This is a genomic window from Pseudoalteromonas sp. QJM3NY_22, from assembly GCF_056173065.1.
In genome coordinates this window covers 266759-291592 of sequence record NZ_JBWBTZ010000002.1, presented here as the reverse complement: position 1 = coordinate 291592, position 24834 = coordinate 266759, and the positions used below count along the sequence as shown (strand labels likewise).

Here is a 24834-nt window from a genome sequence, read left to right as displayed (position 1 = left end):
GAGTAAGGTCAGTAATTACATTTTAAGAGTTACTATAAAAGCTTAATCAAGGGGCAAGCTATGGTGACGTTTACAATTAATGGCAAGGTGATTGAATCACACGCGAGTGAAGATACACCGTTGTTATGGGTTATTCGTGATGAAATTGGACTAAAAGGCACAAAATTTGGTTGCGGTATTGGGATGTGTGTGGTGCGTGTACTGTGCACTTAGATGGACAAGCTACGCGTTCGTGCTTGTTGCCTGTAGGCGCTATTGCAGGCAAAAACATTACTACCATCGAAGGATTAAATAACGAACATCCACTGCAAAAGGCATGGGTTGACGAACAAGTCCCGCAGTGTGGTTACTGCCAATCGGGCCAGATAATGCAAGCAGCTACATTACTGGCAACGAACCCAAATCCCTCTGAAGACGAAATAGCCAACTATATGAACGGCAACTATTGCCGTTGTATGGCGTACAAGCGCATTAAAACAGCGATTCAACGAGCAGCTGATGAGTCACAAAGTGTTGTCAATATTTTTGATCCAAACGAACAAGACGCTTAACTGGAGCTAATAATGAAAAAATTATTTCAAAAAAATAGTGAAATCGTTAATTTAAACCGCCGTTCGTTCATGATTGGTACTGCAAGCGCAGGTTTGGTTATGGCGTTTGCTCCAGCATTTTTTTCGGGCTCGCTAAGTGCTAAAGAATCAATAGCTCAGCAAGCATTCTCTCCTACAATTTGGTGGACAATGAACACCGAAGGTGGCGTTGAAGTAAGCATTGCAAAGGCTGAAATGGGTCAACATATAGGCACTGCATTAGCGCGTATAGTTGCAGATGAGCTGGAATGTGATTGGGAAAAAGTATCAATTACGTATGTAGATACCCATGAAAAATGGGGTTATATGGTAACTGGCGGTTCGTGGTCGGTTTTTCAAAGCTTTAAACCACTCTCCCAAGCAGGTGCCGCTGGTAGAATTGCGCTAATAGAAGCAGGCGCAAAAATGCTGGGTGTGGCTGTGGATACATGCCACGCTGAAAAAGGGTATATAATCTCTGGCGATAAATCTGTTAGTTATGCTGATTTAGTTAAAAAGGGTGAGTTCAATCGTACTTTTACAAGTGAAGAAGTTGCTACTTTACCACTAAAACCTGCCAATAAACGCCATTTAACAGGGCTTAAACAAGATTTTAAAGCGCTTGATATACCAGCTAAAACCAATGGTACTGCTGTGTATGGTATTGACGTAGAAGTTGAGGGGATGCTCTATGCTCGTCCAGTAATTCCGCCAACACGGTTTGGCAGCAAAGTGATAAGTGTTGATGACACAGCAGCAAAAGCTATTAAAGGGTACAAAGGTTATGAGATTTTAACCGACCCAAGTAATACGGTAGAAGGGTGGGTTGTTGTACTTGCTGATAACTACCCCAGTGCCATTAAAGCGGTTGATGTACTAAAGGTTAAGTATAAAAAAGGTAACGCAGCAAACGTAACTGAGTCTGATATTCAAAAAGAGGGTATACGTTTGTGTGAGCAAACCGATTCAGGTATTTTATTTGTTGATGAAGGCAATATTAAGAAAACGCAAAGCGATGCCAAAGAATTACTTGAATCAATGTATACCACAGCGACCGCTAGCCATTACCAATTAGAGCCTTTAAATGCCCTTGCTCAGTATAAAGATGGAAATTGGATTATCCATACCGGTAATCAATGGCAGTCGCTAACACTACCTGCGATAGCTAAAGCACTTGAAGTAGCGCAAGAGAAAGTGATTATCCGCCCTTATTATTTAGGTGGTGGCTTTGGTCGTAGATTATTTGGTGATTGGACTGTACCCGCAGCCCTTACAGCTAAAGCAGTAGGCAAACCTGTAAAACTTGTATTTACTCGAGCTGATGACAGCTTATTTGACCAATCACGCTCAGCTTCTGTTGCAAAAATGACAGCATCGTTTGATAAAAACGGCGTTTTCATGGGCTTAGAACATGCTTTTGCTGCGGGTTGGCCCACCAAGGCAATGGCACCGGGATTTTTATCCCCAGGTGTTGATGGAAAAGGCAAGTTTGACGCGTTTTCTGCATCGGGTGCCGATCATTGGTATAGCATGAACAGCCATCGCGCAAGAGCCATTAATAATGAGCTTGTACAAAGCACATTCATTCCAGGATGGTTACGCTCGGTTGGGCCAGGTTGGATTGCGTGGAGCCTAGAATCGTTCATTGACGAGGTTGCACACAAACAGGGGAAAGATCCTGTTGCTTTTCGCCTTGAAATGCTAGATGCAAAAGGCAAGCAAGCAGGTAAAGTACCAGAGAGTATCGGCGGGGCAGCACGCTTGCATAACGTACTTACAAAAGTATCTGAAAAAGTAGCCAATATTAAGTTAGGTGAAAGTGAAGGTATCGGCTTTTCAGCGAGTTCAGGGCAAGAACGTACAATGCCTGCATGGATTGCTACAGCGGCACATGTGCATGTAAATCGTGGTAATGGAAAAATTACCCTTAAAAAGCTGTATATTGTTGTTGATGCAGGTTTAATAGTTCATCCTGATGGCGCGTTAGCGCAATTAGAGGGGGCTGCACTTTGGGGAACGAGCCTTGCGTTGCATGAATCAAATACGTATCAAAACGGACAGGTTTCAGCGACTAACTTTAATACTTACTTACCACTTAGAATGAAAGATGTACCGGATATGGATATTGAATTTATACAAAGTGACGAGTTTCCGGTTGGTTTAGGTGAGCCGGGCGTTATTGGTATCGCCCCCGCGATTGGTAATGCTGTGTTCAATGCGGTTGGCGTTCGTTTACGAAACCTACCTATGAAACCAGATGAGCTTAAAAAGGGCTTATCAACATAAAACAGTAAAAGCAGTATATGTGTAAGAGGTTTGTATTTTAATGCGACCTCTTTAACATGTAATAAATATACTTAAGTTATACCCAAGGTTTAGTTATGTTAGTCGATCCAGCAGGACGAGAATTTAGTTACTTACGTTTATCAATTACCGACGTGTGTAATTTTAAGTGTGTTTATTGTTTACCAAATGGTTATCAATGTGACCACGACCGAGACTTTCTTTCGCTCAACGAAATAAGTAATACAATTAAAGCATTTGCTCATCATGGTATTAAAAAGGTACGTATTACCGGCGGTGAGCCAACGCTTCGAAAAGACTTTATAGATGTTATCCGCGCAGCAAAAGACACAACCGGTATGAGTCAAATCGCCGCGACCACAAATGGTTTTTCTTTACAAAAAAACATTAATGACTGGGTAAATGCCGGCTTAAGTGCCATTAATGTGAGTATTGATAGCTTTGATCCACGTATGTTCAACTCAATTACAGGGCACGATAAATTTGCGTCTGTGATGCGTGGTATAGATGCAGCGGTTGATAGCGGTATTTCGTCAGTAAAAATAAATAGTGTACTGATGAGACAATATAACGCCTCAGAGCTAGACACCTTTTTGAGTTGGCTTAAACACCGACCTGTCACTATTCGTTTTATTGAATTGATGCAGACAAACGATAATAAAGATTTTTTTGATGCAAACCATCTCTCAGGTGAATCAATAAAAACCAAGTTATTGCAAAAAGGATGGCAACGTATCGTTCAAGGTGCTTCAGCGGGCCCTGCGCAAGAGTTTTCGCACCCAGATTATCAAGGTAATATTGGCTTAATAATGCCCTATAGCAACGACTTTTGTAGTACCTGTAATAGATTAAGGGTGTCTTCGTTAGGTAATTTACACTTATGTTTATTCTCTGAAGAGGGCATCTCTCTAAGAGAGCATATGAACAGCGATTCAAACGAAGAGTTAATCGCATTGTTATCGCGCTATATTAAAACTAAAAAGCAATCCCACTTATTGCAACAAGGTAATACGGGTATTACGACTAATTTATCGATGTTGGGTGGCTAGCTGATTTTTAAGCATAAATAAGTCCGCAGCAATAAAGTGTTTTTTATTACTATTGAAGGGCGATTTAATCGCGGCGTGAGGTTTGCGAACTCGGTAACAGCTTCTGCGTTACCTTCCTTGTTACATCTATGTATGCAACAAGGAATAAATCGCTCCTAGGACGAGCCAACTGGCAGCGCGTGTTTGGTATTTATGTTGCGGTATTGCCTATTGATGGGGAAGAACCAAACATTAGCCTTACCTACAAGCCTAATTTAAACCATTTAATAGTGATTAACCTGAACTCTGGATAATAAATCCATCTCAAGCAATGTTCAGGTTAGTTAGCTTAACTTATTAAAAACAGTACTAATACTCAGAATTTTATATTTGTAAAGCTAGTTATCTCTATTTTTCACGTTAAACTGGATTTTTATTTCATTATTAAGTTTTATGAATGGATATCGTAGCTCTTAATGGTACTAAAGTTCTGAGATGGAATGTACTTAGGTGGATGTGCTTCTGCTTTGGCAGCTTATCTGCAATCTTTTCTGCCTTTAATTTAACAGTAAACAACTTTTATACACTTGGTTATTTAGAAATATGTTTTTCTTTATATTGTTTGTACACTTTTATTCGCTTAGGTAAACAAGCGCTTCAAGCTTGGCAATCGATTGTAATGTGCGCGCTTATTACATTAATAGTGGTGTTTGGAACTTACATAGCAACGCCTAAAAATGGTGTATTCATTTGGTCATTTGCGCTCCCCATCTTATATTATCTTCTGCTTGGTAAATACGCAGGGGTAATTTTATCAGCGTCCTTACTTAGTCTGCAAAGTATTATCCTATTCGAAAAGTCGCCATTACTCCCCTTTACCACATTTAATCTAAGCTTAAATTTATCACTCACGTATAATAAGTATATGGGCAGTGTCACATATTTGTGAAGTGAGTAGGGCACATTCTTCTAAACGATTAAAAAACTTAGCATTACTTGATCCATTAACAGGAGCAGGTAATAGACTTTCAATGAGCCATTATTTTGAAGTGGAACTACAAGATAAATCTCAACTTTTTTTGTTTTTATTAGATTTAGATTTTTTCAAACAAGTGAATGATAAATATGGTCACGATGTCGGCGATAAAGTACTCGTAGAAATTGCCACATTGTTAAGAGTGACTCTCGCTAAAGGGTATGTATTTAGAGTAGGAGGCGAGGAGTTTGCACTTCTTAGCGCATTCAAAAACGCTGATGATGCGTTTGCCGCTGCAGAAAAACTAAGATCGATAGTTGAAACCACTAATATAGACATTGACGGTAAAGTGATTAATTTAACCATCAGTATTGGGGTAACTGAATACAAAAATGGTCAAACTTTTCTTGAATTTGTGAACTTAGCAGATAAAGAACTCTATAAAGCTAAACGCCTTGGGCGCAATAAAGTATACGGTTAACGTATTGAAGAAAACTCTACTCAACTTGGTTTAATACATTTGTTCAAAGTTAGGAATGCCATTTTCCCAAATTGGTTTATCTTTTCCTAAGTACTCTCGGACCGCATCAAAAAACAATCGCGTTCGCACAGGTAAGTCACGATGTGGGTACACAGCATACATAGCACTGTATTCCATCAATTTTATATCCGTTAAGAGCGGAATTAATTTACCCTCGGTGATTTCATTGCCAATTATAAATGCGGGTGCTACAAAATAGGCCGTGCCTGAAATTGCTTTCATTAGGAGTACTTCCGCATCGTTTGCACGATATACGCTCTTTATTTTTTGCTCACAAGGCTCACCTTTACTATTGTAGTAATCGACTCCTTCAACCCTTATAGAATTGCTAGCATAGCTTGCTGCGGGCAAATCGGCTAAATCTTCCATTGTTTTAGGCATCCCATAAGTCTCTATAAACTCAGGTGCTGCGACAATCAATAGTCGGTTACGCGCAATTTTACGAGCAATAAGCGATGAATCTTTTGGCTCGCCAACTCTAAATGCTAAATCAAAGCCTTCGGACACAATATCAACGAGCCTATCATCTAACCGAAGTTCTACCTCAACCTGAGGAAAGCGTTTTTGAAAATTATTCAGTACCGGTTGCAAGTAACGGCGTCCGATCAAGGTTGATGATGTGATTTTTAATACGCCTCGGGGCTCTAAATGGTAGTTTTCAGCCATGCGGATTGTTTCACCAAGCAGCTCTCTTAGCTCAGCGGCTTTTTTTATCATTTCTGCGCCTGCAGCAGTGAGTGAAAATGAGCGAGTCGTGCGATTAAGTAGCCTAACGCCAAGTTCGTCTTCTAAGCGACTAATTTGCTTAGAAATAACAGAACGGTCAATGTTACGAATTTCAGCCGCTTTGGCAAAAGAGCCTTGTTCTACCACCTCAAGCAACATCAAAAGCCGACTTGTCGTATCCATTATTACATCCTAATTAATTTATTGATGCCATTTTGGCACTAATGAATTTAAAAATCTATGCTTTTTGTCCGCAAGCTTAATACGTACTATGCAACACTAATTATAAAAGGAGCGTCTTCATGAAAAAACATTTAATTGCTGCTGCACTCGCTGGCGCATTATTAACACTTGCGGGTTGTGCTGACGAAAGCACACCACCTTCAGCTCAGGCGCAACATCTTCAACCAATTGATGTTGCAACGGTACTTGTTAAACCAGTACAGAGTTGGCACACCTATACAACGCGTTTAGAGTCTCCTCAAGAAGTAGCATTAATGCCGCGCGTGTCAGGTGTTATTGATCACATTGCATTTAATGAAGGCGACAATGTTAAAAAGGGCGACCTATTATTTAAGTTAGACGACCGCCCATTTGCGGCTGTGGTAGCAAGCCTTGAAGCACAAATTAACAGTGCACAAGCTGCATTAGAACAAGCAAAAAGTGAAGCTAAACGCGCGGTACGTTTAACACAGCGTAAAGCAATCTCTACTGAGCAGGCTGAATCTCGTACATCTGTTTTACGCCAACGTGAAGCACAGCTTGTTGCTTTGCAAGCACAGCTTACATCAGCCGAACTAGATTTAGAATTCACTTCAATTGTATCGCCAATTGATGGTGTTATTTCGCGTGCAAACATTACTAGAGGCAATAATATTATTGCGGGTCAAAGTGTATTAACAAGCATTGTTTCTAATGAAAAAATGTATGCATACTTTGATATTGATGAACGCACTTGGAATAGTGCTTTTAGTAATGTAACAGCCGCTAGCCGCCAGCCTGTTGTTATGCAAAAAGTAGGGCAACACGACTTTGCATACAAAGGGTATATCAACTTTATTGATAACCAAATTAATGCCTCTACGGGTACTTTGCGTGTGCGGGCTGTATTTGACGAAGATAATAACCAACTTCGTTCAGGGTCATTTGCGCGTATTAAATTAGCGGCTAATTCAATTAGTGAACAAATTATTGTGCCAGACAGAGCAATCGGCACTGATTTAAAAAATCGCTTTGTATTAACCGTTGGCGAAAACAACGTATTGCAGTACAAATTAGTCACTGTGGGTGAGCGTTATGGTTCGCTTCGCGCAGTAACATCGGGTTTGTCTGAAGGTGATGTGATTGCCGTAAATGGTCCTGCTCGCGTAGGCCCAGGTATGCCAATTGCACCAAACACAGTGACAATAGACAGCAGTGATGTTGCATTCACACTCTCTAATGACGAATCACGCTTAGTGGCTAAGCAATAAGGTTTATTGATGAAATTTTCACACTTTTTTATTCAACGGCCGATATTTGCGGCTATGTTGTCTTTAGTTATTTTAATTGCAGGTGGCATTTCTTTATTTCAGCTACCGGTAAGTGAATATCCAGAAGTTGTTCCACCAACAGTAGTTGTAACAGCAAGTTACCCCGGTGCTAACCCAACGGTTATTGCTCAAACGGTGGCAACACCTCTGGAGCAAGAAATAAACGGCACTGAAAACATGTTGTACATGTTTTCACAAGCAACCAGCGATGGGCGTATGACCCTAACGGTAACATTTGCACTAGGTACCGATTTAGACCGTGCTCAAGTACAAGTACAAAACCGTGTAAACAGTGCATTGCCGCGTTTGCCAGAAGAAGTACAACGTTTAGGCGTGGTAGCCGAAAAATCATCACCAGATCTAACCATGGTGGTGCATTTATATTCGCCAGAAAAAACACATGACACAGCGTATTTATCTAACTATGCTGACTTGTATGTTAAAGACGAAATTGCACGTTTATCGGGCGTGGGCGACATTCGCTTATTTGGCGCGGGCAAATACTCAATGCGTGTGTGGTTAAACCCAGATGAATTAGCAGCACGTGAGCTAACAGCAACCGATGTTGTAAGTGCGCTTCGTTCGCAAAACCAACAAGTGGCCGCAGGTAGCCTAGGTGCTCAGCCGGTATCAAACGACAGCCAATTTCAAATACTATTAAATGTGAAAGGGCGTTTAAATAGTATTGAAGAGTTTGAACAAGTAATTATTAAAGTAGGCGATGAAGGTCAGTTAACACGTTTATCTGATATTGCACGTGTTGAATTAGGGCAAGATACTTACTCACTGCGCGCAGAGTTAGACACTCAACCAGCACTCGCGATGCCTATATTTCAGCGCCCAGGTTCTAATGCTATTGAGCTTTCTGATCAAGTGCGCGAAACCATGGCACGTTTATCAAAAGATTTCCCTGAAGGGGTTAAATACGACATTGTATATGACCCAACGGTATTTGTACGCGGCTCGATTGACGCTGTAATTGCAACGTTACTTGAAGCTATTGTACTGGTTGTAATTGTTGTTATTGTGTTTTTACAAACATGGCGTGCGTCTATTATCCCGCTTATTGCGGTGCCTATTTCACTTATTGGTACGTTTGCTGTTATGCAGTGGTTGGGCGTGTCGATTAATACTTTATCGTTATTTGGTTTAGTACTTGCCATAGGTATTGTTGTAGATGATGCGATTGTCGTTGTTGAAAACGTTGAACGTAATATAGAGCAAGGCTTGTCGCCTCTTGAAGCAACACGTGTTGCGATGAGTGAAGTAACGGGGCCTATTATTGCGATTGCACTTGTGCTTTGCGCGGTGTTTATTCCAACCGCCTTTATTACCGGTTTGTCTGGCCAGTTTTATAAGCAATTTGCACTGACAATTACCATTTCAACCGTCATTTCTGCTTTTAACTCTCTGACGCTTTCGCCTGCATTAGCAGCGTTGTTATTAAAATCGCATGATGCAAAACCAGATGCATTTACACGCTTATTAAATAAATTATTTGGTCGTTGGCTATTTAAACCATTCAATCGTGTATTTGACCGTGGCGCTAAAGGGTACGAAAAATTAGTTAAAAAGCTAATTCGCTTAAGCATTATTGTAATGGTGGCGTATGTTGCATTGGTTGGGGGGACAATTAAACTGTTTGATACTGTACCTGGTGGGTTTATTCCACAACAAGATAAGCAATACTTAGTGGCGATTGCTCAATTGCCAGATGCAGCAAGCCTTGACCGCACTGAAGATGTATTAAGACAAATGCAGCAAATTGCCTTAGATGTGCCGGGTGTTGCGCATACGGTTGCTTTTCCTGGTCTATCTGTTAATGGTTTTACTAACAGCCCTAACAGCGGCATTGTTTTTACACCTTTAGATGCGTTTGAAGACCGCGCCGATCCAAGTAAATCAGCTATGGCGATTGCCGCGCAGCTAAACCAACGTTTTGCCGTGATTGATGAAGCATTTGTCGCGGTATTCCCACCACCGCCAATTCAAGGTTTAGGCACAACAGGTGGCTTTAAGTTGCAAATTGAAGACCGATCAAACAAAGGATTCGAAGCGTTATTTAATAGCCTGCAAACAGTTATTGGTAAAGCACAGCAAGATCCTGCGTTAATGGGGCTTTACTCAAGTTTTCGTATTCAAGTACCACAAATGGATATAGATGTAGACCGCGAACAAGCACTAATTCAGGGTATTCCACTTGATGAAGTATTTAATTCGCTGCAAGTTTACTTAGGTTCGGTGTATGTAAATGACTTTAACTTGTTTGGTCGTACGTACCAGGTAAATGCGCAAGCAGATGCTGATTACCGTTTAGACCCTGACCAAATCCTTAATTTAAAAGTAAGAAACCGCGCGGGTAACATGGTGCCATTAGGTTCAGTATTAACGGTTACACCAACAATTGGTCCTGACCGTGTTATGCATTACAACGGCTACCCAAGTGCAGAGCTTAACGGCAGCCCAGCGCCGGGTTACAGCTCTGATCAAGCACAGCTGGCGATTGAAGCAATCCTTGCTGATAACTTGCCAAGCGGTATTGAATACGAGTGGACTGAGGTTACTTACCAACAAGTACTTGCGGGTAATACCATGGTGTATGTATTCCCACTGGTAGTGCTACTGGTATTTATGGTACTTGCTGCTCAGTATGAAAGCTTGCGTTTACCATTGGCTATTATTTTAATCGTGCCAATGACCATATTTTCGGCGTTACTTGGTGTGTGGTTTGTAGGTTCAGACAACAATATATTTACGCAAATAGCATTAATCGTATTAGTTGCCTTGGCATCCAAAAATGCGATTCTTATGATTGAATTTGCTAAAGATAAAAATGAGACTGGATTATCACATTTTGATGCCATATTAGCGGCGTGTCGTATGCGCCTGCGCCCAATATTAATGACCTCAATTGCGTTTACAGCTGGTGTTATACCGCTTGTGTTGGCAACCGGCGCAGGAGCTGAAATGCGCCATGCAATGGGGAATGCTGTTTTCTCAGGTATGATTGGTGTAACCGTGTTTGGCTTATTGTTTACACCGGTATTTTATATGCTTGTAGTAAATAAAAAAGAAAAAGCGCAGGAGTTACCACATGAATAAGTTAGCAAATAAAACGCTAAAAACACGCTTAACAATAAGTGCTGTATTGGTGGCTGCGTTTTTATCAGGCTGTGCGAGCAAAATAGATACGCTCAGTGAGCAAAACGCGATTAATGAGTTTGTTGCAAAAGCAGCCGTTGCTGAGCAGCTTACTGGCGCTGACGAAACAAACTGGTGGAAAGGGCTTGAATCAAGCCAATTGAATCAGCTGGTAACTCAGGCACTTGCAAATAACTACGATTTAAAAACTAGCCAATTAACGCTTAAAAGTGCGCTCGCACGATTAGGTGAGCAAAAAGCACAATACCTGCCGCAAGGTGGCGCTGAAATTGGTGCTCAGCGCAGTGGTCTAGGCGATGTAAATAGCCGCCAATCAAGTGCTAATTTAGCGCTCGACTGGCAACTTGATTTGTTTGGGCGTATTACAGCGTTGGTTGATGCAGCAAATGCATCGGCCATGAGCCAGGCAGAGCAATTACGTTTACTTCAGATTGAAGTAGTCTCGTCGGTTGTTAAAGGCTTTGTAAGCTATCAAGGTAATGTTGAGAAACAACATATTGTTGCCTTGCAAATAGAAGCGCTTGAACAAAGTATTGAAGTGCTACAAGCTCGCGTTGATGAAGGTGTTGCAAGCGAACTTGATTTAAATCGTACTATGGCACAGCTTAGACAGCAGCAAGCACTTGAACCTGCTTTTGAATATGCAAAATATCGCGACCTGTCAACGCTTGCCGTGCTTACTGGGCGTTTAACGCAAAACGTTAAATTAACAAACGAGCAAGCTATTTTAGAGCATCAGTTTGAGGTGTCATTTAATGAGCCAAATAATGCAATTGCACTAAGACCCGATATTAGCCGTGCGCTTTATGACTTTAGCCAAGCTAACAGTTTAAGTGTTGCCGCAAGCAAAGCGTTATTACCTGATATAAGTTTAAGTGGTTTTGCTGGAGTACTTAGTTTAGGTAGTAATAGCTTTAGTGATACACAGCAACAGTGGCAAGTAGCGCCGCAGTTACAGTGGTCTATTTTAAGTTATCCTGCGCTTTTAGCGCAGCGTGACGCGCAGCAGTTTTTAAGTGAGGCTGCTTACAGCGATTATCAACAAGTGGTGTTAAGTGCACTAAGTGAAAGTGAACTTTCACTGCAACTGTTGGTCAATCAAGCACAGCAGAAACGCTTTGCCGATGAGCGCTATGACTTTGCTAATAAAGCATTTTTACAAGCACAGGCAATGTACGAAGAAGGGCAAATTCCTTATCTTGAGTTGTTAGATGCGCGTCAGGATGTTTTAATAGCACAAGAGAATGCTGTCGATTCAAAAATTTCATCGCTACTCGCTAAAGTTAATGCCTATCAGTCATTTAACGGGCGATGGAGTTATGCTTTAAGCAACACTAAGAAGTAGAGTTATATTGATGCCTAATACTGATGTTACACATGAATACACTATACCGCACACTATGCGCGCCATTGTATTACCAGAGCCAAACGAAGAAATTAGCTTGGCTGACGTTCAATTGCCTGTCCCAGAGTGTGCAGACAACGAATTGCTTATTAAAGTTGAATACGTTGGCTTAAATCCTGTTGATGGGCAATTTGCCAAATCGGGTTTTTGTAATTGGCAATACCCCCATGTTTTAGGTCTTGACGCTGTGGGAGTGGTGGTAAAAGCAAATAAAGGCGTTTTTCCTAGCGTGGGTGAGCGGGTCATGTGGCATGCCAGTATGGGTGGTCAAGGTGTATTGAGTGAATACACAAAAGTACCTAACTACGCAGTATCGGTATTACCAGCAGGGTTAAGCCCTGCGGTGGCCGCTATTTTGCCTTGTGCCGGTATGGCTGCACTTATAAGCATAGACAAATTAAGTATTAACGAAGGCGACACTGTACTTATCGAAGGTGGTGCGGGGGCCGTAGGGCAGTTTGCTATTCAGTATGTTAAGCAGCGGGGGGCAAACGTTTTTGCAACTGCATCGAAAAGAAACCATAAACTGGTTAAGCAGTTAGGTGCTGAGGTGGTTTTTGATTACAACGATAAAAAGTTGTGTGACAAAATTCGCAAAGAGCTCGGCCCACAAGGTTTTGATGCCGTTATAGATACAATTGGTGGTGAGTCAACAGCTCGTAATATTGAGTTAATGCGTTTTTGCGGCAAAATTGCATGCCTAAATCCATTGCCATGCTTTGACCAGGACCTAATGTATCGCAGAGCGCCCAATATTAGCGTGGTATCGCTTGGTGGTGCATGGCTTGCTAATAGTTTATGTGCACAACAGCGTTTAAGCTTTATGGGTAACTTATTGCTAGAAGGCGCGTGTAATGGCGATATTAAAACGCCTGCACTCACCGCAGTTGAGTTTAATGCACAGGCTGTGTCTGATGCGCTTAATAAGCAATTAGCGGGTGGCTTTACGGGTAAACAAGTTGTTCATGTAGCACCATAAGTATACGTCACTTTAAAAAACGCAGCATTTTATGCTGCGTTTTTTTATGCCTATTTTATGTATTTTGCATCCCACCAAATCGTATTTTTATTTATTAACCTGAACTCTGGTTAAGAGATTTACTAACATATTGAATCATGGTGATATTTAAATTTATTTTCTCTAGCCAGAGATTTTCAATGAAAACAAGGCGAATTTACGCGTCAATAGCTGGCCTATTGCAAGTAAATTCAACGCAGTTAGCGCTGAAAATAGCTGCTAGAGATAGATTTATTATCCAGAGTTCAGGTTTATTAGCTGTTTTATTCGTCATTTTAATAAAAACAGTTATTTTCAGAGTACAACTGTAAGCCTTTGTGTTTCAACAGTTTACGTTCAGGTAAAGAAAATATATTGAAAAAACTGTTAATTAATTGAATAGAGTAATTGATCTAAACGATTTTTTATGACGTAATGTAGTTATTATTTAGCTGGTCGGATGAGTTCAATCATGAGTTTACGTACAAAACTAAAAAAAGTATTACCAAGTATTTCTATCACTGAACAAGAAGCGCTAGACGCGGGTGATGTATGGCTTGAAGGGTCTATCTATCAAGGTAAACCTGATTTCAGCGCATTGCGCGACGTACCTGCAGCTACATTAAGCGCAGACGAGCAAGCATTCTTAGACGGTCCAGTAAAAGAACTACTGGGCATGATTGACGATTCAGTGATTCAAAACGGTATTCATTTACCAAATGACATCTTAGAATTTTTGAAAAAAGAGCGTTTTTTCTCGCTTATCATTCCTAAGTCGTTTGGTGGTTTAGAGTTTAGCCCTTATGCAAACTCTACTATTGTTGGCACAATTGCGACTAAAAGCTCAGCAGTTGCGGTAACCGTCATGGTTCCAAACTCGTTAGGCCCAGGTGAGTTACTACTTCACTTTGGTACGCAAGAACAGCAAGCACATTACCTACCACGCCTAGCAAATGGTACAGATATTCCATGTTTTGCATTAACAAGCCCAGAAGCGGGTTCTGATGCAGGTGGTATTCCTGATGTTGGTAAAGTAACTAAAGGTATGTACAACGGCGAAGAAGTCCTTGGTTTAGAAATTACCTGGGACAAGCGCTACATTACACTTGCACCTATTGCTACCGTACTTGGTTTAGCATTTAAAGTAGTTGATCCAGATGGCCTACTTGGTGGTAAAGAAAACCTAGGCATTACCTGTGCACTTATTCCTAAAGAGCACCCAGGTGTTGAGCTTGGTAATCGCCACGACCCAATGGGTATTCGTTTTTACAACGGTACTACACGTGGTAACAAAGTATTTGTACCAATGGATTTTGTTATTGGTGGACAGAAAAACATCGGCCGTGGTTGGCAAATGCTGGTTAGCTGTTTAGGTGCTGGCCGTGGTATTTCATTACCTGCGCTAGGTGTTAGTACAGCACAAGTTGCATTTAAATCAGCATCTGAATACGCAGCAGTGCGTGAACAGTTTGGTTTAGCCATTGGCCAGTTTGAAGGTATTCAAGAAAAACTTGCCGACATTGCAGGTAAAACATACCTACAAGAAGCAATGCGCGTACTTACAACTGAAGGCTTAGGCATGGGCTTAAAACCATCAGTAGTAACCGCAATCGCTAAGTACCACATGACAGAGCTTGGTCGCGATGTGCTTGATTCAGCAATGGATATTCAAGCAGGTAAAGCGATTCAAAATGGTCCACAAAATACGCTTGCGAGCGGTTATGTTGCTCAGCCGATTGCCATCACGGTAGAAGGTGCGAACATTCTTACTCGTAACCTGATGATTTTTGGCCAAGGTGTTATGCGTTGTCACCCATATTTACAATCTATGGTTGAGTCAATTCATAGCGAAGACAAAGGCGCAGATAAAGAATTTAACGGTATTTTACGTAAAACAATTGGCTACAGCACAGCAAACAGCTTACGTGCTTTGCGCTTAGGTGTTTTACCATTTACAGCAAGTGCTAACTCTGAATTGCCAGAAGTACGCGACTACGAAAAAGCAGTACATAAGTTATCTGCAAAACTTGCAGTATATGCAGACTTCTCGCTACTTGTACTTGGCGGTAAGTTAAAGCAAGCAGAAATGCTATCAGCGCGCTTAGGTGATGTAATGAGCTTCTTGTACGCAGCTATGGCATCAATTAAATACTACGAGCAAAAAGTAGCAAGTAGTGACCGTGAGCAAGCAGCGCCTTATTTCCATTACGCAACTCGTTTTGCACTACAAAGCGCTGAAGAAGCACTGCATAAGTTTTTAGATAACTTCCCTGCAAGTGGTACTCGTAAGTTTATTCGTTTCATTACAATGAACTACTCAACTAAAATGCCAAAAATTAGCGATGATTTAATCCGCGAACTAGCTAAGCAAGCTCAGCTAGATACCGCATTTAAAGCGCAAATTACGCATTTAGTTAAACCAGTAGTGGGCGATGGTCATCATATTAATGAGCAAGCTTACAAAGCTAAAATGGCATCACTTGGCGAGCTGGCTAAAGTTAAAAAAGCACTACGTGCTAAAGTAATTAAACCAGGTGCACGTTTTAACATTACGCTTGATAACGCACTAGCGGCGAACGTAATTACCCAAGCTGAACACGTTCAGTTAATTGATTACAACATCAAACGTGAAAAAGCGATTCGTGTAGATGAGTTCGATTTTGATATGAACATACTAGACGATAACGCACAGCCGATTAACCCGCTTAAAAGCGTAGTTAATCAGTAAAATTAAATTCAATGATGCAAAGCGCCCGCAGTATCGGCGCTTTTATTCTTGAGTAAAAACAAGCGGGGCTTTTTTATGTTTTTAAAATGGAAATAGATAGCGGTATTGATTTGTAAGCGAGTATGTATGTGTAGAGGACTAAAAAGAGACGCTTATAATCTTGAAAAAGGGCTGATAACCCCGTTAGCACCTTGTTGTAGTACATGGGTAGCATACCCACTGAATTAAAACGTTGAACATTTTAGCGTTCTAAATAACTCATTAACTGCGTTAAAAACTTCTCATATAGATAAACTATATAACCAAGTTTTTGCCTTGTTATTGAGCTATTTATCTATCGCTATAATTGCTCACTAATTCAATACAGCGGGTATTATTTGTGTTGAACGCACATCGCTGTGACCTAGCTGAGCTTGAACAGTTCTTATATCGGCGCCATTTTGCAGTAGATGAGTAGCAAAAGAGTGTCTTAATGTATGAGGTGTTATTATTTTTGTTAACCCTGATTTTTGGACGGCTTTTTTAACCTCTTTTCTAATACAAGAGTGATGAAAATGATGTCGCCTTATTTCACACTTTGAGGATCTGAACTTAATATATGAGAAGGAAATAAATATTGCCACGCAAACGATTTTGCGGCACTTGGATATTTTTTTGTTAAAGCATATGGCATCCATACGCCAGAATATTCCGTATTATTTAAATCCAGTTTTAAATAGTCATCAACGTTCAAAATTTGATTTCTCAGCATAGGAATTAGCTCTGTGGCCAGCGTAACAATGCGGTGTTTATTACCTTTTCCATTCCATACTTGAATGCATTTATAATCAAAATCAATATCTTTTACTCTTAATTGCACCGCTTCCATTACTCTTAAGCCACTTCCATACATAAGGGCTGCAATTAAATAATAGCGCTTATTTAAATGAGCCATCAACATTTTAACTTCCTCTGGGGTCATCACGACAGGGAGCTTTGCTTGTTTTTTATTACGAGCAAAATTTAAATTTAATGAGAGTTCTTTTTTTATTATGTGCTTGTATAAAAATGACAATGAATTGAGTGCGGTGGCTTGCGTACGTGGTGCAACGTTTTGCTTTAACACTAAATGTTCTAAGTAGCGTTCGACTTCATTGTCCCCCATTGAGGCGGGATGGCGTTTATTATGAAAATGGATATAAGATGCAATCCATCTTAGGTAGGTATCTACGGTGCGTAATGAATACTGACGTACCAACATATAATCGGCTATATAATTTAAAAATGGAGAACGTGTTTTCATATTACCACTAATAATAATGCTGTTTTTATATACAGTATAGTTGTGCTGCTCCCATATTCAAGAAAATGAGCGACGAGCGCATTTTCTCTTTTATTGAGAGTTTGAATGCTAATAAAAAATTATATATAGCAATGTGTTAAGTTATTTGTTAAAAAAGAATTATTGAATACATGAGCGTGACATTGGCAGATATATGCGCGATGAGCGCACTATAAAATTGTTAGTCATCAAAGGATGAAATCGTGCCAACAACTGAAATAACTCAACAGCAATATGATGATGTACATTTTCCTGAAGGCAAAAGGGAAAAGGCTCTAGAACACGCACTTGATATCCGTAAATTTGAGATAGAGCTTTACTGGAAGCGGGCTACATATTTTTGGACATTCATTGGTGCTACGTTTGCGGGCTATATTGCAGTTCAAGCATCGACAGCTTCAAATAAGCAAGATTTAGCTGTTATTTTGTCCTGCTTAGGTTTTGTTTTCTCTATAGCTTGGCTATGTGTAAACAGAGGAAGTAAGCAGTGGCAAGAAAATTGGGAGAATCACGTCGATTCATTGGAGGATGATGTTACTGGGCCTTTGTATAAGGTGATTCTCACAAGGGCAGATCCCGTAGGCCTGAAAGAAAAAAGCATACATCTAATTACTGGCCCATCACCTTTTTCGGTATCAAAAATAAATCAAATAATCAGCATATATATTTCAGCACTATGGGTGTGTTTGTTGGTCTACTCGTTACCAAAGTTTGATTTTACGGCAAGCTTTAATCCTCTTTATGTTTCTGTAATAAGCATTAGTATAATTTCCAGCATATTGTTCTTCTGGCTGGGCCGTACATATGGTGGCGGTTTTTGGCACAAAGGCTCCATTCGTACCACTGAGATCAAAAATGACTAACAAGGCAATTAAAAATCGCCCACAAAAAGCGTGGGCTGGACTCGCTAACGCTCGCCTTTTATTGCGGCGTTATGTGTTTTTGAAAATTAAGGTGTTAACTTGAAATTAAATATTAGGCATTTTGAGCAATCAGATATTAAGGACTTAGCAGAAATTTATAGTTATTCTTCTGTAACAGAGAATACGTCTCAGGTTCCATTTTTAAGTTCTAGCGATGTAGATAAATTTTTTCAAAGTCCTACGGATTACATATTGGTCGCTGAATTAGATGAAAAAGTGATTGGACATGTAAGTCTTATTTTGTCAAATAAGCCAAGAGAAAAGCATTCTGCATCGTTAGCTATTGCTGTACACCCAGATAGTCATGGTAAAGGAGTTGGACGAAGATTACTTGCAGAAGCGATTAACCAAGCTGACAATTGGTTAAATATATTACGCTTGGAGTTAGAAGTTTATCCTGACAATGAAGTTGCATTATCCCTCTATAAAAAGTTTGGTTTTAAAGTTGAAGGTGAAAAAAAATGTTGTAATTTTAAGGCTGGAAAATTTACTGATTTACTCATTTTAGCTCGCTTAAATATATCGGTGTAACCAACACATAATCGGGTAGCCGGAGGTCTCTAACCTCCAGCCCCCACACCACCCATCATGCGGGTCCGCAATGGGCGGTTCATCTCCCGTAATGAATACCGATCCAAATATCTCTCAATGACACTAAACCTTGTGATGCTAAATAGTCATTGCCTAGCGCAATGTTAATTCCTTTTGTTTTTGAGCTTCGACAAGGCCCTTTACTGGTGATACCACAGGCTATCGCGAGTCGTTCGCTAACACCCAGTTTTATTAAACTGCGTACTTTCGTACGTGGTTTACGCCATTGCCGCCAGTAGCACATTCTTATCCTACGGCGGATCCAATGATCTAAATCCACCGTTAACTGATAAGCGTTGGCTATTAGGTAATAGTGTCCCCAGCCACGTAAATACTGCGTGAGTTTATGAATTTGTAGGGTCATTGAGATCCCCCAGTTGCGGTTAGTGAGTTCTCTTACATTTGCTTTAAATTTCTTTAGCGCCTGTTCGTGGATCTGCACTTGAGCGTAGCGGAAGGTAAACCCAAGAAATTTCGAGCCTGATACTGGACCGACTCGATTTTTCGATTCATTCACTTTGAGTTTTAATCGCTGAGTGATAAACGCAGTAATTTCCCGTTGGATTATTAGCCCTTCACTTTTCGTTTTTACTAAAATGATTATGTCATCAGCGTAACGTGCAAACTTAAGGTGTTTGTAGGTTAGCTTCTTATCTAATTCATCGAGTAAAATATTGGAAAGTAAAGGGGATAATGGCCCACCTTGAGGGACTCCTTTGGTTGACTCAAACGACAGACCCTTTTCGCGCTCTGCGATCCCTGCTCGTAGGTATTTACCGAGTAGGTGCATGAGTGCTTTGTCTTTGATTTTACGACCAACACGATTCATCAGCATGTCATGGTTTACCTCATCAAAGAACTTAGACAAGTCAATATCAACCGCTGTTTTGCAACCTTGTTTAACACAAGATTGAACATGGTCCACTGCTTGACTGGCTCTTTTATGAGGGCGATAACCATAACTATGTGGTGAAAATTGAGGCTCAAAGAAAGGGCTAATCACTTGAGCAATGGCTTGTTGGATCACTCTGTCGATAACAGAGGGGATCCCAAGCATTCGCTCACCGCCATCAGGTTTAGGTATTATCACGCGTTTGACTGGCAAGGGTTGATAAGTGCCGTTAAGTAATTGTTGTTTAATACCCAGCCAATGTAACTTAGCGAAGTGATTAAATTCCTCAATACTCATATTATCAATACCGGCAGCCCCTTTATTGCGCTTAACATGTTGCCATGAAGCGCTAATATTGTGGTTGCTCAGTACCCTTGCCATCAGGTCATGATTTGTTTGGTTGTATTCATTCGAGGTATTATTCACCATAGAACGCTGTTCATCACTATCACAACACGGTGATCTATGTGAATTCAAGTTCATTTGTAGTATCTCCTCTGGTTAAGATGTTCAGGCCTTCACCATGTCTTATCCATTACGATAAGTGTTGGGCTACTATGCCGTCTGCTGACTTCTGATAAATCACTCTAGCGATTACTCGATAAAGCGCGTCTAAACTAACGCTTGTTTACTGCTATTTCGCTCGCTGTAGGTCGCAGCAACCAGAGCGCCTAGGTTTTAAAGACCAGTCCCTAACTGGTAATCTTCAAGCATTAGCGCGGATGCGTGTTTATCAGATCTCCCCGAATAAGGTGCATCGACTTTCTCTGCACAACTGCATCATTTACGGTGGCCGTTAGATCACATGACTTCGCTATCTTGTGCTAGCTCGTCTCCAGCCTACGCCTCATATGATGTTTTTTGTTCATCAGCTCGCAGATTTGCTAGCGGCTTCCTCCAGACTATCTCTCGCGATTTAGCCCTTGCCATTCGCTAGTAGTTATCGTTTAATAACAGCATGTTATTTAAACGGTGATCTTCCTACAGAGGACTTTCACCTCATAAGTCGATGCCCATGTCGGGCGTACACAAGAACATTAAGCGGAAAAATTACAGTTGGCTGTTTTTCGTTCCTCAAACATTTTAGCCAACTATAATTTTCCGCTTATGTAAGCGTTATGTTTTAAAGAATACCGAAGTATTGGAGTCTGGCAGGGCTGGACCAACCGATACTTTGTGTTAGGGGTGCATAAATATCATTGAGCCGAGACCCGGCTTTGTCTTACCAGACCTTTGATCTTTGTGGTACCACACCCTGCTGGTGAAGCTGGTACCTTCACTACAATCCATACTTATGGGCTGCAATCCGTAGTATGGCGTCACTGGCCTGTGACGTTAAGCTCAGGTGTTTAATTTTCCTGAGCCGGCTCGGGGTTTATTTTGGAGAACATTATGTTCACCCTTAAAACTTCGAAAATCGAGATCACAATTGATATTGCTCGCATCATTAGAGCTACGGCTTATTTGATGTTAGTTCTTTTGTAGTCTTTGGCGGGGCGGCATTAGTCGCCCTAGGCCTAAAACATAACAACACGCCCTGAGGTGGACAGCAAGCGCTAAAGCTCACTTTCCACCGCAAATTTTAACAGCGGTGATCCCTTACTTTTCAATGCAGTTAAGTAAGTTGATTCATCGTAGGGCGTATGTGTCTTCCAGCACCTAAATAGGATTCGTATCCACTTAAATGCCAATGATCTGATGATGGTATTATGGGGTTTTCCTTTGGCTTCTTGCTGCCGATAATAGGCTTTAGCCCAAAATGAATAACGCACAGATAATCCAGCCCATTCCACAAATGTTTGCCTTAAAAATTTAGTGCACGAGTATCGCCAGTGTATCCATTCCTTTTTGCCACTGCGTTCGGTTACTGGAGCAATGCCTGCGTATTTTTGTATGTCAGCGGCGCACTTATAGCGGTCACGATTTGACCCCATAGCGGCTAATAATCGAGGTGCTAATTGTGGGCCTGCACCGGGTAAACTATCAAAAATAGCGCGATCTGTATGTTGCTTATAAAGCGTTTTAATTTCGTCATCAAATCGTGTTATTGCCAACATCAGTTGTTTAAGTTGCGGAACGAGGCATTCAATAAGCAATAAGTTTGGCGTGATCACCGCCATATCTTCGGTGAGTATTTCTGCATCCTTGATTTCTTTTATCCGCTTTTCATTAACGAGTGGGTAGCGGGAATTATGTTGATTAAAGAAGTCGAGTAGTGTCTGTTTTCTCGCTTTTTTAGCGTGAGCAAGAGAGGGCCAGCGCAGTAAGAAGTCACAGAATATTTGAGTGTCTTTTTCTTTAAACCAATCAATCACGTGGGGATAATAATTTTTTAGCGTTGTGGCTATTTTATTGGTTAAATTAACACGATCTTGTACTAGTTTACGTCTGTATTCGACAAGCTGCGCAAGACACCTAACGTCCTCTGAATCCGGCCTAATAACCGTTAATTTATCCATATGAAGTTGTAAGATTTCAACTTGAATAATTGCATCAGTAGGAGCATCTTTAGCCCCGCTGTGCGTAAATGCAGCACGGTATTTAGCAACACTTGATGGGTTAATCACAAATAATACAATGTGCTTAAATTTACTGAGTGCATATATAAGTGGGCCTTTTTTTAGCTCACACGCGACAGCAACAGATCTGCCGTTGTAGCGTTGTTTTAACCCAAGCGCCCATGCATTAATTGACTTAGGCTCAGAGGAAATCACACTTAAATGTTGTGTATTTGTGTCGCGATTTATTTCACAAATATCGTGTTTACGGTCGGCCCAATCGATCCCGATAAGGGCAGCAAAATCTGAGACGTTAAAGGCTTCCATTTTGGGCCTCCTAGAGGTAAAGTGAAAGAATAGATAGAGGCTAATAGTGTTTCTCGCAGGTCTTATAGATAGTCGGTATTACGACAATCCCTGAGTATGCGTATTGAAACAAATAACTCCTGTTGATCCGAAAGTCTTGTTACAAACATTAATTGTTTCCGCTCAAATATTCGTGATCAACAGAAGCATATTCCATGTATTAATGAGATAGGTAAATACATTAATTAATGGAACGGAGTAACTATAAGTTGCTTAAACGAACAAAAAACAGCTGGCTTTTGCTCGTTCCTCGCTAATTTTAGCCAGTTATTTTATTGCCGCTTAGCAAGGCGTTGGTGCGTCAAGCTAAGCTTGATCCATCTTGCAGGGTGCAAGTCCCTGTCGGGCAAGGTCTAACTAACCTCCTGTATCGAGTGTTGCGCCTTTGGCGGAGTGTGGGATTAGCAATTGCTTTTCAGTTATGAGGATAGCATCACACGAACAAGATTGGCGAAGCGTACACAGAGAATTATGTAGGCCATAGGGGTTATCGTGATCCTGAAGTGCTGATATCGCTCCGATAAATATTAGATCTGACTGACGAGGTTTGCAACGCCACCGAAGTCCATGCAAAACAGCCGTGTTAGTAAGGTTGTGGCGAGTCAGCGGAGTTTCAAAGCCGTGGCATGTATAAAGAGATGGTTTGAGAACTTGAGAGATCCAAAGGTGTTCCACAAGGATGGTGGTAGGAAAGCTTAACGAAAAGCAAAGCTAACGATGACCTTTTGGAAGTCAGATCAGCCCATAGTAGTCTGGGCAGGGGAAAGCCCTGTACATGGCGAAGGAGCTGACAGTTATATCGGGTACTAAGTCAACACATAGACCGGACAAAGTAGGGCTGGAAATATTATGACAACAACACTTAATACCCTTGCATTTAAAGCACATACTCACCCTAAGCACAGGTTTCAGAATCTATATGGATTGCTAGATGCCGCAAGCCTGTATGAAAGCTGGGGTCAACTCAATAAATTAGCCAGTCCGGGTATTGATGGCATTACGATGCCAAAATACAAGTCAACGTTAATTGAAAATATCGAACGTTTAAGTCAGCAACTCAAACAGAAAAGTTATCGAGTTAATGATATTAAACGCATCTACATCCCAAAATCCAATGGTAAAGAACGACCGCTAGGGCTTCCAACAGTTGATGACAAACTTGTGCAACAAAGTGTTAGTCAGATCCTGCAAAGTATCTGGGAGCAAGACTTTATGCGCAATAGCTATGGGTATAGGCCGAATAAAAGTGCACATCAAGCAGTACATAGCCTAACAATGAATCTTCAATTTAAAGGATATGGTTATATCGTTGAAGCTGACATTAAAGGCTTCTTCGACAACCTTGAGCATGAATGGCTGATGAAAATGTTAGCGTTACGCATTGATGATAAGGCAATGCTTAATTTAATCAACCAGTGGTTAAAAGCGCGGATAAAATCACCCGATGGCGTATTCACTAAACCATCAAGTGGAAGCCCTCAAGGTGGAATTATCAGCCCAGTGTTGGCTAATATATATCTGCATTATGCTTTAGATCTCTGGTTTGAAAAGAAAGTAAAGCCGAGGATGCGTGGAAGTGCAATGATGATCCGCTATGCAGACGATTTTGTTTGCGCATTTCAATTTGCAAATGACGCAGAGCGCTTTTATAAAGTGTTACCCAAGCGATTAAAGAAATTTAATTTAGACGTTGCGCAAGACAAAACCTCGCTAATGCGATTTAGTAGATTTCATGTTGGTCGAAAACGTCACTTTGTATTTCTAGGGTTTGAGTTCTATTGGGGCACAGATTCAAATGGTAAGCCACGACTTAGGCGACGAACGGCTGCGAAGAAGCAAAAGGCGACGCTGAGTGAATATTATCGATGGATCAAAGCAAGGTATTCATTAAAATTGAAAAGCTGGCTACCTCAATTGAGACGAAAACTGTTAGGATTTAGAAATTACTTTGGTTTACCAGACAACAGCCGAAGCTTATCCACAATATATGACTATGTGCTACATAGTTTATATAAATGGTTGAACAGACGCAGTGGTCGACAAAGTTATAACTGGAGTAATTTCAAGAAGATGATAGGGTATTTTAACATTGAGAGTATCAAAGTCAGCAAGCGAAATATCCTTGTTGATTGGTACTAGGGTCGTGTGTTTTTTTTTTTACACGAGTGAATATATAACTGAAGAGCCGGATGCGGTAGTTCCGCACGTCCGGATCTGTGTGGGGTCGGCCTAGCAATAGGTCGCTCTACCACGATAGGCTGTAGAATTACTCTTT

At 40.9% G+C, this 24834-nt stretch carries 13 protein-coding genes and 3 pseudogenes; 12 read left to right on the top strand and 4 right to left on the bottom strand.

What is annotated here, in order from left to right; all coding sequences use genetic code 11:
- The first annotated feature begins 60 nt into the window (after nucleotides 1–60).
- The 4 genes and pseudogenes from AC0VZ4_RS21615 to AC0VZ4_RS21600 all read left to right on the top strand — a co-directional run bounded on the left by AC0VZ4_RS21615 (nucleotide 61) and on the right by AC0VZ4_RS21600 (nucleotide 5358).
- Nucleotides 61–551, top strand: a pseudogene (locus AC0VZ4_RS21615) ((2Fe-2S)-binding protein).
- 12 nt (nucleotides 552–563) lie between these two features.
- Nucleotides 564–2855, top strand: coding sequence for a xanthine dehydrogenase family protein molybdopterin-binding subunit (locus AC0VZ4_RS21610; RefSeq protein ID WP_475442093.1), 2292 nt, complete (start codon nucleotides 564–566; stop codon nucleotides 2853–2855).
- Nucleotides 2856–2950: 95 nt separating this feature from the next.
- Nucleotides 2951–3922, top strand: a complete 972-nt coding sequence (gene moaA, locus AC0VZ4_RS21605; protein WP_475442092.1) for a GTP 3',8-cyclase MoaA — start codon at nucleotides 2951–2953, stop codon at nucleotides 3920–3922.
- A 436-nt stretch (nucleotides 3923–4358) separates the two neighbouring features.
- A pseudogene (locus tag AC0VZ4_RS21600) lies at nucleotides 4359–5358 on the top strand (GGDEF domain-containing protein).
- 30 nt (nucleotides 5359–5388) lie between these two features.
- Here AC0VZ4_RS21600 and AC0VZ4_RS21595 read toward each other — a convergent pair.
- The gene (locus AC0VZ4_RS21595) at nucleotides 5389–6327 is read right to left on the bottom strand and encodes a LysR family transcriptional regulator (RefSeq protein ID WP_475442091.1); all 939 of its coding nucleotides are present in this window, start codon (nucleotides 6325–6327) and stop codon (nucleotides 5389–5391) included.
- Between the two features lie 119 nt (nucleotides 6328–6446).
- Between AC0VZ4_RS21595 and AC0VZ4_RS21590 the strand changes: the two genes are divergently transcribed.
- The 5 genes from AC0VZ4_RS21590 to AC0VZ4_RS21570 all read left to right on the top strand — a co-directional run bounded on the left by AC0VZ4_RS21590 (nucleotide 6447) and on the right by AC0VZ4_RS21570 (nucleotide 15968).
- Nucleotides 6447–7616 (top strand): efflux RND transporter periplasmic adaptor subunit, encoded by a 1170-nt coding sequence (locus AC0VZ4_RS21590; protein ID WP_475442090.1) that lies wholly within the window; start codon nucleotides 6447–6449, stop codon nucleotides 7614–7616.
- Nucleotides 7617–7625: 9 nt separating this feature from the next.
- Complete coding sequence (locus tag AC0VZ4_RS21585; RefSeq protein WP_475442089.1) at nucleotides 7626–10778, top strand: efflux RND transporter permease subunit; 3153 nt, start codon at nucleotides 7626–7628, stop codon at nucleotides 10776–10778.
- A complete protein-coding gene (locus AC0VZ4_RS21580; protein ID WP_475442088.1) occupies nucleotides 10771–12183 on the top strand; it encodes a TolC family protein in 1413 nt (470 codons plus the stop codon). The genes AC0VZ4_RS21585 and AC0VZ4_RS21580 overlap by 8 nt, the downstream gene beginning before the upstream one ends.
- Nucleotides 12184–12193: 10 nt before the next feature.
- On the top strand, nucleotides 12194–13222 hold the full coding sequence (locus AC0VZ4_RS21575) for a zinc-binding dehydrogenase (protein WP_475442087.1): 1029 nt from the start codon (nucleotides 12194–12196) through the stop codon (nucleotides 13220–13222).
- Between the two features lie 490 nt (nucleotides 13223–13712).
- The gene (locus AC0VZ4_RS21570; protein ID WP_475442086.1) at nucleotides 13713–15968 is read left to right on the top strand and encodes an acyl-CoA dehydrogenase; all 2256 of its coding nucleotides are present in this window, start codon (nucleotides 13713–13715) and stop codon (nucleotides 15966–15968) included.
- 353 nt (nucleotides 15969–16321) lie between these two features.
- Here AC0VZ4_RS21570 and AC0VZ4_RS21565 read toward each other — a convergent pair.
- Nucleotides 16322–17250: pseudogene (locus AC0VZ4_RS21565) on the bottom strand (integron integrase).
- 242 nt (nucleotides 17251–17492) lie between these two features.
- Here AC0VZ4_RS21565 and AC0VZ4_RS21560 point away from each other — a divergent pair.
- Both AC0VZ4_RS21560 and AC0VZ4_RS21555 read left to right on the top strand, forming a co-directional pair.
- Nucleotides 17493–18152 (top strand): RipA family octameric membrane protein, encoded by a 660-nt coding sequence (locus tag AC0VZ4_RS21560; RefSeq protein ID WP_475442085.1) that lies wholly within the window; start codon nucleotides 17493–17495, stop codon nucleotides 18150–18152.
- A 99-nt stretch (nucleotides 18153–18251) separates the two neighbouring features.
- Nucleotides 18252–18743, top strand: coding sequence for a GNAT family N-acetyltransferase (locus AC0VZ4_RS21555; protein WP_475442084.1), 492 nt, complete (start codon nucleotides 18252–18254; stop codon nucleotides 18741–18743).
- A 79-nt stretch (nucleotides 18744–18822) separates the two neighbouring features.
- Here AC0VZ4_RS21555 and ltrA (AC0VZ4_RS21550) read toward each other — a convergent pair whose 3' ends face one another.
- Both ltrA (AC0VZ4_RS21550) and AC0VZ4_RS21545 read right to left on the bottom strand, forming a co-directional pair.
- Nucleotides 18823–20178 carry a group II intron reverse transcriptase/maturase gene (ltrA, locus tag AC0VZ4_RS21550; RefSeq protein ID WP_475442083.1) on the bottom strand — a complete coding sequence of 452 codons (1356 nt, stop codon included), beginning with the start codon at nucleotides 20176–20178 and terminating at the stop codon, nucleotides 18823–18825.
- A gap of 1073 nt (nucleotides 20179–21251) precedes the next feature.
- Nucleotides 21252–22520, bottom strand: coding sequence for an IS110 family RNA-guided transposase (locus tag AC0VZ4_RS21545; RefSeq protein ID WP_475442082.1), 1269 nt, complete (start codon nucleotides 22518–22520; stop codon nucleotides 21252–21254).
- A gap of 888 nt (nucleotides 22521–23408) precedes the next feature.
- Between AC0VZ4_RS21545 and ltrA (AC0VZ4_RS21540) the strand changes: the two genes are divergently transcribed.
- Nucleotides 23409–24698 (top strand): group II intron reverse transcriptase/maturase, encoded by a 1290-nt coding sequence (ltrA, locus tag AC0VZ4_RS21540; RefSeq protein WP_475442081.1) that lies wholly within the window; start codon nucleotides 23409–23411, stop codon nucleotides 24696–24698.
- The last annotated feature ends 136 nt before the right edge of the window (nucleotides 24699–24834 follow it).